The organism is Arthrobacter sp. Y3222053, from assembly GCF_059092805.1.
In genome coordinates this window covers 604,988-617,913 of record NZ_JBNHIA010000003.1, presented here as the reverse complement: position 1 = coordinate 617,913, position 12,926 = coordinate 604,988, and the positions used below count along the sequence as shown (strand labels likewise).

Below are 12,926 nucleotides of genomic sequence, written 5' to 3'. Positions count from 1 at the left end.
AACAGCGTCTGAGCGCAGACCGGCTACGACCTTGGTCTTTTGCAACAGAGCCTATCCCGCCCCTTTAGTGTTAGCTTCTGCTGATAGCCCAGGGGTAGCCGTCGGCGTGTTGAAAGAGACCCCTGCCAGAGACGTGTAAGCTTCCAAAGCTCCGCGTGAGCATCCGTATCATTACCACGCAGTTTTCACATTGAAAGGGCCGGTTTAGTGACTCGATATCTAGTGGCACCTTACCTAATTCAGATTAACCTGAGGGGAATTTCGGGGTCATCTGCCTTACCGATCCACAATATAAATGGTCAAGGTGCCACCCTTGAAGGTGCTATCGGGAACATCTTGAGCAGCATGCTCAATCGCTCCAAGCCATACCAAGAAAAGGGGGACGTCAATAAGGACTTCCTGGTGACCGACGTTAGGGCGGTTTCAGGAAAAGCGTATCTTGTCACTATCGAGCCCGGGAGGCGGGGGATGCAAAGCACAGTCAGAAAACGAACTGGGGTTCAATACAGCCGCCAGGTCGGGGACACTGAGTACACACCACTTAGGCATCTTATTTATTTTCCTACAAACGGGCATTCAGCCATTGTTTTTGCCGAACGCTTCGGTCGCTACGGGGTGATGACGTTTGTTCGCAATGCACTAGTTCAGGTGCTGCGGGAAAAGTTCGACGCGCTGACCTTCCACATCGACCCCTTGACAACGTTAGAAGCACTGGGGGCAGCTACGTACAAGAATCTGATATTCAAAGCTCCGAGAAAAAGGGATGCGTCAGGTCGATTTTTGGCCAACGCGCCTCGTGTAGTGATTGACCTATCCTTTAAAGCTCGAAGGCGCGTGAAGGACCTGACGACGGTTGATGGTAATGGTAATGACCGGTTGGACGCAGGAAAAGTGTTTGGCGTATTGCGTACGGAAGGGCCGGGCGCAGGGGTGTCAGGTCCGAAAGATACTCAGGGGTGGGAAGCATCTCTGACTGTCGAGATGGATGACGGACTGCCAAAAACGTTCAAAATCGATGGTGATGGACCCGCGCTCGTTTACCCGATCAACGGCGCTACAGTCAATGGGCGCCAAATTCCCTTGACGAGTTATCCTGGAGACGACGATTTCTTGAGCGTGTGTCAGCGCATCGTTGATGATGTTGCGGGGCAATACAGCTTGACTTCTCGAACCAAACTGCCTAAGGCTTCCGATCTTAAGCCGTGGGCCGGCCTAAACACCACGCCGTGGGATGTTACCTACTATGACGGCCCATAGTTATTGGGAGGTCGTCCGTGACCAATTTGTGCATCGCACATATGCGCGATGGTATCGCCGTGCCAAATGGTCGCAGTTCCTACTATTACTCGTCCCCGCCTGTGTTGTCATTGCGTTTCTTTCTATTTCAGTGAGCACAGTTGCCGTGGGGCCTGTATTGACCGCAACGTCAATAATTACTGGTCTCACATTCACGATGGCAATGCGTTTTTGGGAAAAAAGGATAGAGATCACTTCAGCTCCCCAAACTGCCGGATTCGTGGAGAGGAAGGATCTAATCATCGAAAATGGGACGCATTTGATATGGACGGTCATCATCGGCGTCTGCTCTACAGCGTGGAGCGCCTTTGCTGCGTTAGTGTCTGGAGATCATCTCGCTCCTTGGGCCACTGCGGTCTGCGCTGCCCTGCTGAGTTACCAGCTTGCGTTAGTAGTTATGGCCCTGCTTAGGATGTATGTGGCCTCAATCGAGCTCGGTTAGCCGTGAGTCGATTAGGTCGCAGCCGTTCTAACAAACATCTAGGGCGGCTCGGGCATTGCGGGCAAGCCCCTTCTAATCTCTGAGGGGGTCCACCGGTACTCGTGATTTTCCGGGCGAGAGATAGTCCGGGCGGGACAGCACAGTTGTGTATCACCGGCGAGCGACATGAGAAGGGCTAAGCCCAAAGAACCGCTCGAAGTACTCGCCGAGCTTTACAACCACTCGCTGCTTCTTCTCACCCAACCCGCCGGCAGCGGAGAAGCGAGAGACCGGCGGGAGCACGCGGGTGAGCGCCGGGCCGGCCACCTGAATGCTCCCATCGGTGAAGGCCATGTCGACGAACGCACGAGTGGCCGCGGGACGCAGGTTCTCCGCCTCGATGATCTTCTCCAGCTCACTTTCGCGGCGCTCTCCGATAAAAGCCCGCCACTCTTCGTCGACTTCCCCAGTGACGGAGACGCGGTCGATAAAGGCTTCCACCAGGTCCTTCTTGTTACGGAGGGTCGGGCTGGCATCGACGGCCCGGGTGATCTCGGCCCGGATCTCCTTGTCCTCACCGTCTCCGCGCTGCTCGCGGTACTTCTGGACAAGCATCAGGATGTAGTCGACATTGATTTCGACCTGTTTGATCAGTTCGATTTCGAAGACAACGTCGTCGTTGATCTGCTCCTTGTCAGCAGTCTTTTCCTTGCGGAACTCCGCGTACAGGTCCAGGTACACGCTGCGATAATCCTGGCCCTGCCGGTCGGTCAGGATCTCGTTGCCAATGAAGTCGTCGAACGAGGTCAGGATGTTCTGCAGGCGGAGGACGGCGCCGAACAGGGCGATGAACTCCTTCTGGGCGGCCTCACCAACGATCGGCGTACCGAGTGGATAAGCGGTGAGGAGCTCGTCCACCTTTCCCTGGTACTCGGAGTAGTACTCGGCGTACGGCTTCAGCAGGACGACGCCGCGGGCGTCCTTGTTGCCGAAGAGGGCGATGGCGTCGTTCGTCTGCTCTTCCAGATCCCGGAAGGAGACGATGTTGCCGTACGTTTTTACCGAGTTGAGGATGCGGTTGGTCCGTGAAAAGGCTTGGATGAGTCCGTGCGCGCGAAGGTTCTTGTCCGCGAAGAGCGTGTTCAGCGTGGTCGCATCGAAGCCCGTGAGGAACATGTTGACGACGATGACGAGGTCGATCTCCCGTTGCTTCAGGCGCAGGGACAGGTCCTTGTAGTAGTTCTGGAAGCGGTCGGCACTGGTGTCGAACGAGGTGCCGAACATGGCGTTGTAGTCCGCAATGGCGTCTTCCAGGAACGAACGGGCATCACTGCTCAACGCACCGGTATCGAATTCCTCTTCGTCGAGCGCCCCTTCTTCAACGGCATCGTTCACACCATACGAGTAGATCAGGCCGACCTTCAGCTTCCGGTCCGACGGAAGATCCTCTTGCTGGGTCCGGAACTCCTGATAGTAGCGCTGCGCCGCAGGAATCGACGCCGTCGCGAAGAGCGCGTTGAAGCCTCGAACCCGCTTTTCGCCCAAGGTATAGGCCTCGGCGCGCTTAGTTTTTTGGTCAAAACGTTCGAGCGTGTATTCGACGATTTTCCGGACGCGTTCCGGGGCAAGCAGTGCGGCTTCGGTGTCGATGGCTGAGACCTGCTTGTCAGCCACAAATCCGACCCTGACGGTGTTCACGTAGTCGATACGGAACGGCAGCACGTTCTTGTCCGTGATGGCATCCACGATGGTGTAGGTGTGCAGCTTTTCACCGAACGCCTGCTCAGTTGTCCGTAACTTCGGATTTCCACCGCTGCCGGCATTTTCCGCAAAGATCGGTGTCCCCGTGAAGCCGAAGAGGTTGTACCGCTTGAAGGCCTTCGTGATGGCGGTGTGCATGTCACCAAACTGGGATCGGTGGCACTCATCGAAGATGATAACCACGTGGCCGCCGTAGATGGCATGGCCCTTGTTGGCGTTGATGAAAGTGGAGAGCTTCTGGATAGTCGTGATGATGATTCGGGCGCCGGGGTCCTCGAGCTGCTTCCTAAGTATGGCCGTCGACGTGTTGGAGTTCGCCGCGCCCTTCTCGAATCGGTCGTACTCACGCATCGTCTGATAGTCGAGATCTTTGCGGTCGACGACAAACAGTACCTTGCTAACTCCGAGCAGTCCGGATGCCAGTTGTGCGGCTTTGAAAGAGGTGAGCGTCTTTCCTGAACCGGTAGTGTGCCAGACGTACCCGCCGGCCTTCCTTGACCCAAGCTGTTTGTAGTTCGTGGAAATCTCGATTTTACGGAGGATCCGTTCAGCCGCAACGATCTGGTAAGGGCGCATCACCAGAAGCATACGGTCTGCAGTCAGCACACAGTATTTCGTCAACACATTCAGAATCGTATGCTTTGCGAAGAAGGTCTTGGCGAAGGCCGTCAGGTCTTTGATGGGGTTGTTCTGCGCGTCCGCCCACCAGGAGGTGAACTCGAAGGAGTTCGAGGTCTTACGGACACGCTTAGCAGTCGCCGCCTCGCTGACGTGCTGACGGCGTGTGGTGTTGGAGTAGTACTTCGTCAACGTGCCGTTGGATATGACAAAAAGCTGTACATACTCGAAAAGGCCGGAGCCCGCCCAGAAACTATCGCGTTGATAACGGTCAATCTGGTTAAAGGCCTCGCGGATGTCCACCCCCCTGCGCTTGAGCTCGACGTGGATCATTGGAAGCCCGTTTACGAGAACCGTCACGTCATATCGATTGGAGTAGTTTCCGCCAGAGCCACCCGGGGTTGCCTCGTACTGGTTAATAACCTGCAACAGATTGTTATGAATACTCTTTTTATCAATTAGGACGACGTTTTTCATTGAGCCGTCGTCCCGCGTCAGTAGCTGGATGTGATCCTCATGGACCCGTACAGCCTTCTCCTCCATACTCTCGTTTGCACCTGCGAGACGCTCAATGAAGAACCGCTTCCATTCGCTGTCCGAGAACTTGAAGTGGTTTAGCGCTTCCAGCTGCTTGCGGAGATTGGCAATGAGTTGTTCCTCCGACGTGATGGCCAGATATTCGTAGGACTGGGACGTCAAGGCCCGAATCAGCTCACTTTCAAGCTCTGCTTCAGACTGATGCCCTCGATTGAGATTCGTATCCGGAACGTGCTCGGCGACTACCGTGCTCTCATTCGAAACTGCTACCGGGTCATACTGCCGACAAATTTCGCCCCTCATGCGGATTCCTTCTCGAATGACAGCAGCCTATCGCGGTAGTACTCGTATTGCCTCCGGCGAGCAGAAAGCTCCGCGGGGATACCGGAGTTCACATCGAAAACCAGGGCATCGAACCTATCAAGAAGGCTGGTGATACGCTTTTGCTCCCCCACAGATGGAACAGGAATAAGCACCTTACCCAGACCGTCCTTCGAGAGGCGTTTCACCTTAGCCTGGGTCACGTGCTTGATTTTTTGCGTATGATAGGCCGTCGTTTGCAAAAAATAAGAAACGAACTTTGCGTCCATGGTATGGCGGTATAGAAAGCAATCATCGTGAATTGCCACAGCATGACTGCCTAACCAAGCCAGGCCTTTCCCTACATCCTCTGCCGTCTCGCCAACGGCAGCAATTATGACGTCCGAGGGTTGCGCAAAACGAAGCTGTGAGGCCATGTCATCGCGTAGATAACTGATGGTGGATGCAGCAGTTGTGCCATAAGAAGTGTATATTTCGCCGTAGTGTATAGAGGGAATTCCTGTAGGTGCGTAATCCGTTTTTATAAAACGCCGACCGCGGACAAAGTCACCTACCTCCGACATTGGTGCCCATCGAGTTTCAGCAGGATCAAGCTTCGTAATAAGTAGCTCGCGGTAATATGCAAGCTGGCGACGCCTCGCTTCCAGCTCAGCTTTCAGCTCTACTTTCAGATCAGTAAATTTAGACAGAAGGTATACGATTCTGCGCTGGGTGTCTATAGTGGGCAGAGGGATGCGGATTTGAGAGATAGACTCATAGGTGAGCCGAAAGCGCGCCCCCACCTCTGTTCTTCCTTCGATTTCGTTCCGTCCAGATCTCGAAGCAAGGAACAGGCTTAGGAACTCAGGGATTATTCTTGTGGTATCTATTCCAAAGACGACGTACATCGGACTAACTATGACCGGTTCCGCTTCGTCCAGCCATCCGATGGATCCAACATTTACGCGAGAAGGATTATAGGCGAACATTCCAGGCCGGACTACCTTATAATTCCTGGTGTCGGCGCTTGTTCGTGTGTTGCCGAAGAAATCCGATGTCCGAATGAGACCCCGGCTATTGGTGACGCTTCTGACTTCGGATATCTCATTCCGGATATTCCGAACCGTGGACTCATGCGTTAGCTCAGCGAGGTATACTTCTCGTGCCTCCTCCCGCGCCATCGCGGGCATTTCAATCGCCGGGTTCATCGTTCCAAGCTTCCGAGCGATCGAACGATCTCGTCGACTTGGGTTCGCAGTGCCTGTTGGCGCGTTACGATTTCATCGATCTCTGTGTTCAGCTCGGCTATGTTGATGGAGTCTTGATCCTGTTGTGAGTCGACGTAGGAGGTCACTCCCATGTTATAGGAATTGTCTGCGATTGCCTCGTTAGGGACAAGGTTGCTGAAGTTCTGGACGACTTCACGGGCGACAAAACAGTTTAGGATTTTCTGACTGTTGAGGTCAGACAGCTTATTCTTGCTGCCCGCTCGGACACATTCCTCAGACGCGTTAATGAACAAAACGGAGTTATCTGTTTTGGACTTCTTCAGTACGATGATGCACGTCGCTATACTGGTACCGAAAAACAAGTCCGGCGGTAACTGTATCACGGCGTCAACATAATTATTATCAACAAGATATTTGCGAATCTTCGCTTCCGCACCGCCACGGTAAAGAACACCCGGAAACTCTACAATCGCAGCCGTGCCGTTAACGGCGAGCCACGACAAGATGTGCATAGTGAACGCCAGATCGGCTTTTGACTTCGGGGCGAGTACTCCCGCTGGTGCGAAGCGAGGGTCGTTAATCAGCAACGGGTTCGCGTCCCCCTCCCAACGAATCGAATAGGGAGGGTTTGAGACTATAGCCTCAAATGGTTCATCGTCCCAATGTGCGGGATCCAGAAGCGTATCTCCATGGGCGAGGTTGAACTTGTCGTAGTTAATGTCATGCAGGAACATGTTAATCCGGGCCAGGTTATAGGTGGTCAAATTGATTTCTTGGCCGTAGAACCCTTGGCGAACGTTGCCTCTGCCCAGAACTTTATCGAACTTCAGGAGTAGTGACCCCGACCCGACGGCGGGGTCGTAGACCTTATTGACCTGGGTCTTGCCGACGACAGTGATTCGGGCCAGGAGCTCGGAGACTTCCTGCGGAGTGTAGTACTCGCCGCCTGACTTGCCAGCACTAGAGGCGTACATTTGCATGAGGTACTCGTAGGCGTCTCCGAAGAGATCAATTGAGTGATCCTCGAAGGCTCCAAGCCCTAAGTCTCCGATAGCATTGATGAGTCCGACCAGCTTCTCATTACGTTTGGCGACGGTGCTACCCAACTTGGAGCTGTTCACGTCCAGGTCGTCAAAGAGACCTTTCAGGTCGTACTCGCTGTCAAATCCGATGGCGGAACCTTCGATATTCTTGAATATGCTCGCCAGAGTTTCGTTCAGGTGCTCGTCGCGCGCAGCGCGCTTGCGCACATTCTGGAAAAGCTCCGAAGGCAAGATGAAGAAGCCCTTGTCCTGAACGGTGACCCGTCGGCCAACTTCAGCCTGATCATCGGGCAAAGAAGCATAGTCGAAATCTGGGTCTCCTGCTGCTTTTTCACCTTCATTGATGTAGGCCGTGAGGTTCTCAGAAATAAATCGGTAGAACAGCATGCCAAGGACGTAGCTCTTGAAGTCCCATCCATCCACCGAACCGCGAAGATCATTGGCGACACGCCAGATTGTCTTGTGAAGCTCCGCGCGCTGCACTTCTTTGGTGGGACTCATGACCTGGTGGCTCCTGTGTAGCGAATCGGTGAGGCGGCCAAAGAGCCACCCCGTCTATGATATCGGCGAGCGTCCGTCATAGAGACACAGCGACGCGCTGCCGGAAGCCTGGGAGACGTGCTTGTGGCGTTGAACCCTCGAGCTGCTTTGGGTTCTTAATGAATCCTGTGGGTCAATCGTCACACCGGGATGTGAGCATCATCTAGTGTTTGGACTGGTTCTCTCCTGCAGTCGAGCAGTGAGACTAGCGAAACGACTGGCACGGACGGTTAGCTCGTGGCTTCCTTTGCCACTCTGTTGATGTCATCCTTGTTCCACCCAAGTTCGTCTATCGCCCTGGCGAAGATGTTATCGCGGTATACTTCATCCACTACGCCTAGAACAAGCTGAAGACAAGGCTCGAATTTCTTGAGTGCTTCATCTTCATTAGAATGACCATGGATGACCTCGCTGAGCTCTCCGAACAGTTTGTATCCGTCGCTGGAAAAGCGCTGAGGAATAATATTTCTGTCTTCGTTAACCTCCTGAAGTATCTGCTTGAAAGGTCGGGGCCGGCCCTTTGGTCCCCTGGTGGGGATGTCTGCGATCTCCGCCACTTCAGACGTTATCATCTCGAAGATTTTCCGGAGATAAATCATAGAGCCGGCTCCCAGCCCTGCCTCATAGGCGAGTTTTGCCCGCTTTACCAATTCCGAAAAAGGTCCGCCTGCATCGCCAACTCGATCGGCTGCGTTCCTCAGATTCTCTGTGTAGCGGTCGATTCGGACTATCGGCGATCGTCCATATATGTCGCCTTCGCCCCTAGCGAGGTACCACACTTCGACTGCCGACTTGCACGCAGCGCACTTCAGTGTGACATCAATGCTGACTTGCTGGTCTCCTAGCCCGAGGCAATACAGTTCTTCACCTGACTCGAATGTTCGCTGGGCGTCACAGGCCTTACAGTGGAAGTTGTGGTAGATCTTGCCAACCCTAATTTTTTTATGCTTTCCCCATGGCAAGGGGCGGCCATCGAGGAACCCCTCCACCTCAGCAGAATTGGAGTCAGGAACCTTTGAAAGCAAGTCAGACAGCCGCATTTTGATTCTTTCCCGGGACGACACCGATCGCACAACGCCCACTGGGACGGGGGGTGTGCTGCCTTTGTCTAGCGGGCGTTGCCATTGAGGTGCTCTCCTGTGTCGAGGCGTCTTAGGCCGGATCTAGACTACAGGCCTTCACGAAGGACCGAAGTAGGCTGCGCCGAAGGGGCGGAGATGCGGAATCTCGCACTGATCCGTCAAACATGACGATGACGTGTCTACACGACGCCATTTGATCCTCTCGTCTCACGTTGGAAGTGCGACACAGCGTTATAGCGAGTTGATGTCCACTTTACATTTGGCCCCGCCTTTGGACCAGCGGCGTGGCGCCAGCCGAGTTGCGACGAATGCCTCGGTATCGTGCCTGCGGCTGGCAGATCCCTGCGGTTTCCTGGGAGGGCTCCGGCAACAGTTGGAGCCTCCACCGGGGTTCCTGTCCATTGAAGTGAAGCCGCTGTCTAGGCTGAACACATGACCCGCGCCTCCCTCGCTGTTCTTGCTGCCTCCCGCCCCGTCGTCGGACTCGATACTCTCCAGGACCTTGCCGACGTCCGCGTCATCACCGACCCCGCCGAGCTCCCCGCAGCCCTGCACGGCGCCGAGATCCTCTACCTCTGGGACTACTTCGCCGACGGACTCCGCCAGGCCTGGCCCGCCGCCGACTCACTGCGCTGGATCCACGTCCCGGCCGCCGGCGTCGATAAGCTGCTCTTTCCGGAACTGGTCGCCTCCGACGTCACCGTCACCAACGCCCGCGGCATCTTCGATCAGGCCATGGCCGAATACGCCCTCACCGGCATCCTGCACTTCACCAAGAACATCCCGCAGGCCCGGCGCAACCAGCAGGACCGCCGCTGGGAGTACTTCCGCACCGGCAACCTCGCCGGCACCCGCGCCCTGATCGCCGGCACCGGCAGCATCGGCCGCACCACCGCCCGGCTGCTGCGCGCCGTCGGCATCACCGCCGACGGGCTCGGCCGCACCGCCCGTCCCGGCGACGCCGACTTCGACACCGTCCACGCCAGCACCGACTTCGCCGCCGTCGCCGGGAACTACGACTACATCGTCCTCGCCGCCCCGCTCACCGAGGCCACCCGCGGCATGCTCAGCGCCGGGGTCCTCGCCGCGATGCGCCCGACGGCGGTGCTAATGAACATGGGCCGCGGCCAGCTCGCGGACCAGGCCGCCCTCACCGAGGCCCTGCAGAACCGGGCCATCGCCGGCGCCGTCCTGGACGTCACGCACCCGGAGCCGCTGCCGGCGTCGGACCCGCTCTGGACCCTGGAGAACGTGCTGATCACCCCGCACCTGTCCGGCGACTCGCAGACCCACCTGCCGGCGATGGCCGCCCAGTTCGAGGACAACCTGCGCCGCTACCTCGCCGGGCAGCCGCTGGTCAACGTGGTGGACAAGCGGCTCGGTTTCGTGCCCTCGGGTAGCCAGTCCGCGTGATTTAAGCAACCACTTCCGGTTTAGCTTGCGGCGAAACCGAGGAGTAAATTACGAAATGTGAACACCAAGACCTTTCCCCGGCTGATGGCCGCCGGCCGCATCGGCCCGATGGAAACCCCCAACCGCATCGTCCTGCCGGCCATGGACATGAACGTCTCCGAGCACGGAGAGATCGAACAGACCGAGATCGACCACTACGTCGCCCGCGCCAAGGGTGGCGCCGGCCTGATCATCACCGGCGCCTGCGCCATCGCCTTCCCCTACGGCGCCGCGTCCATGAAGGAGCCGGGCCTGTCCGATGACAAGTACATCCCCGGCCTGAAGGCCCTCGCCGACGCCGTGCACGCCGCCGGCAGCAGGCTCTGCATCCAGTCCACCCACCACGGCAAGGTGGCCCGCGTCGACGTCGCCAACGACCGCCCCGTGCTCGCCCCGAACCAGCCGGACTACAGCTACGACATGTCCGCCCTGGCCGACAGCACCCGCGAGGAACTGGGCAAGATGGGCGCCGCCACCGCCGGCAAGCAGACCACCTACAAGGACATGACGGCCGAGGACATCGCCTGGCTGGTGAACACCTGGGCCGACGCCGCCGAACGGATCGCCAAGGCCGGCGCCGACGCCATCGAGATCCACGCCGCGCACGGCTACATCCTCGGCGTGTTCCTGAACCAGCGGGACAACCAGCGCACCGACGAATACGGCGGCTCCCTGGCCAATCGGGCCCGGCTGGCCTGCGAGGTCATCCGCGCCGTCAAGGACCGGGTCGGGGACCGGTTGGCGATCCTGGTCCGCGTCGCCGGACAGGAATACGGGCAGGACGGCGGACTCATCCTCGAGGAGGCCATCGAAGCCTCCAAGCTGTTCGAGCAGGCCGGCGCAGATGCCATCCACGTCACCGGCTGGGGCCGGAACCCGTTCGACAACTTCACCGACGGGCCGCTGCCGAACAAGGTCGGCGCCTACCTGGACAACGCCGCCGCGATCAAAAAGGCCGTGAATGTCCCGGTGATCGCCGTCGGGCGCATGCTCCCGGAAATCTCCGAGAAGGCGCTCGCCGCCGGGCAGATCGACTTCGCCGCCATGGGCCGGCAGCTGCTGGCCGACCCGGAGCTGCCGAACAAGCTGCGCGAAGGCCGGTTCGCCGAGGTGCGGCCCTGCATCAACTGCTACCTGTGCGTGGCGGAGAACTTCTTCGACGACACCCCGTTCTGCGCCGTGAACCCGGCACTCGGCAACGAGGCGCTGCTGCCGCTGAAACCGGCGTCGGCCGCCAAGCACGTGGTCGTCGTCGGCGCCGGCCCGGCCGGGCTGGAATCAGCGCGGGTGCTCACCGAACGCGGGCACCGGGTCACCGTGCTGGACAAGTCCGACCGGCTCGGCGGCACCATGTGGTTCTCCACCATGACCACCCCCGACAACGAGCGGCTGCTGCGCTGGTTCAAGGCCGAAATCAAGCGGCTGCGAATCGCGGTGAAGCTGAACACCCCCGCCACCGTCGAGACCATCCGTGCGCTGAACCCGGACCACGTCATCGTGGCCACCGGCGCCGTGCGGCCCAAGCCGGACTTCCCCGGCGGGGACCTGCCCATCGTGCAGACCGGCGACACGCTGCGCGCCATGATGCTCGGCACCGCCACCGCCGAGGAGGCCGGCGCCGTGCTCAGCACCCTGGGCAGGCTCGGCCGGCTCTCCGGGGTCACCAAGAGCCCGGAGTTCGTCCGCCAGTTCACCAAGTTCTGGCTGCCCATGGGCAAGGACGTGGTGGTGATCGGCGGCTCCCTGGTCGGCCTGGAGCTGGCCGAGTTCCTCGCCGAACGCGGCCGCCGCGTCACCCTGCTGCACGAAAAGCAGCAGCTGGGCCTGCCGCTGGCCATGCCGCGGCGCTGGACCGCGGTCAAGGACGCCACCAGCCACGGCGTGGACATCCACCGCAACGCCACGATCACCCGCATCACCGAGAAGTCCGTGGAATGGACGGTGGGGGAGCAGACCTTCACCGCCCCGGCCGCGATGGTGGTCTACGCGGACGGCACGACGTCGGCCGCCCCGCTCGCGGACGAGCTGCGGGAGGCGGGCATCAGCTGCGACGTCGTCGGCGACGCCGGCGCGGTGAACTACATCCACGGCGCCATTCACTCCTCGTGGAAGGTGACGACGGCGGTTTAGCTGCCGCGCAATTACATGCTTCGGGCCGTCCGCCGCTGGCGGGCGGCCCGACGTGCACCTCGCCTTGGAAGGCGCGAGAGAATACTCCACCGGCCACGTGCAACGGGGGCGGATTGATTCGCTCGGGCTGGACGAAAACGGCTTCCCGGTCATCTTCGAGTACAAGCGCTCGACCAACGAGAACGTCATCAACCAGGGGCTCTACTACCTGGACTGGCTGCTCGACCACAAAGCCGAATTCAAGAACCTGGTCTCGGACCGCTTCGGTCCGGACGCAGCGAGAAGCATCGACTGGTCCGGACCGCGACTGATCTGCGTGGCGCACGACTTCACCCGCTACGACGAGCACGCGGTCCGGCAGATCAACCGCAACATCGAGCTGGTCCGCTACCTCGACTTCGGTGGCTCCCTGTTGGCCATCGAGCTGGTCACCACGGTGACCACCCAGCCGTCGCCGTCGTCGGCCCGTAAAGCCGCGCCGCAGCCGCCGGCAGCCCCGGCCGACACCGCGGACAAG

Annotated in this window: 7 protein-coding genes; 3 read left to right on the top strand and 4 right to left on the bottom strand. The window is 58.6% G+C overall.

The annotated features are described in order from the left end of the window. Positions 1-336: 336 nt before the first annotated feature. Positions 337-1,257: a hypothetical protein gene (locus AC5RUW_RS10900; RefSeq protein ID WP_494160717.1), complete on the top strand. Its 921-nt coding sequence runs from the start codon at positions 337-339 to the stop codon at positions 1,255-1,257. Between the two features lie 631 nt (positions 1,258-1,888). Here the strand turns inward: AC5RUW_RS10900 and AC5RUW_RS10895 are convergent. The 4 genes from AC5RUW_RS10895 to AC5RUW_RS10880 form a co-directional block, all read right to left on the bottom strand. Next, a complete protein-coding gene (locus tag AC5RUW_RS10895) occupies positions 1,889-4,936 on the bottom strand; it encodes a type I restriction endonuclease subunit R (RefSeq protein WP_494160716.1) in 3,048 nt (1,015 codons plus the stop codon). Continuing rightward, entirely contained in the window at positions 4,933-6,141 is a 1,209-nt protein-coding gene (locus AC5RUW_RS10890) for a restriction endonuclease subunit S (protein ID WP_494160715.1), read from the bottom strand. Before AC5RUW_RS10890 ends, AC5RUW_RS10895 begins: the two co-directional genes overlap by 4 nt. Continuing rightward, positions 6,138-7,706, bottom strand: coding sequence for a type I restriction-modification system subunit M (locus tag AC5RUW_RS10885; protein WP_494160714.1), 1,569 nt, complete (start codon positions 7,704-7,706; stop codon positions 6,138-6,140). Before AC5RUW_RS10885 ends, AC5RUW_RS10890 begins: the two co-directional genes overlap by 4 nt. A 269-nt stretch (positions 7,707-7,975) precedes the next feature. Further along, positions 7,976-8,785, bottom strand: coding sequence for a hypothetical protein (locus AC5RUW_RS10880; protein WP_494160713.1), 810 nt, complete (start codon positions 8,783-8,785; stop codon positions 7,976-7,978). Positions 8,786-9,259: 474 nt separating this feature from the next. On the opposite strand from AC5RUW_RS10880, the gene AC5RUW_RS10875 reads away from it, so the two are divergent. Both AC5RUW_RS10875 and AC5RUW_RS10870 read left to right on the top strand, forming a co-directional pair. Further along, positions 9,260-10,240, top strand: coding sequence for a D-2-hydroxyacid dehydrogenase (locus AC5RUW_RS10875; protein WP_494160712.1), 981 nt, complete (start codon positions 9,260-9,262; stop codon positions 10,238-10,240). Between the two features lie 57 nt (positions 10,241-10,297). Next, positions 10,298-12,409 carry an FAD-dependent oxidoreductase gene (locus AC5RUW_RS10870; RefSeq protein WP_494160711.1) on the top strand — a complete coding sequence of 704 codons (2,112 nt, stop codon included), beginning with the start codon at positions 10,298-10,300 and terminating at the stop codon, positions 12,407-12,409. The last annotated feature ends 517 nt before the right edge of the window (positions 12,410-12,926 follow it).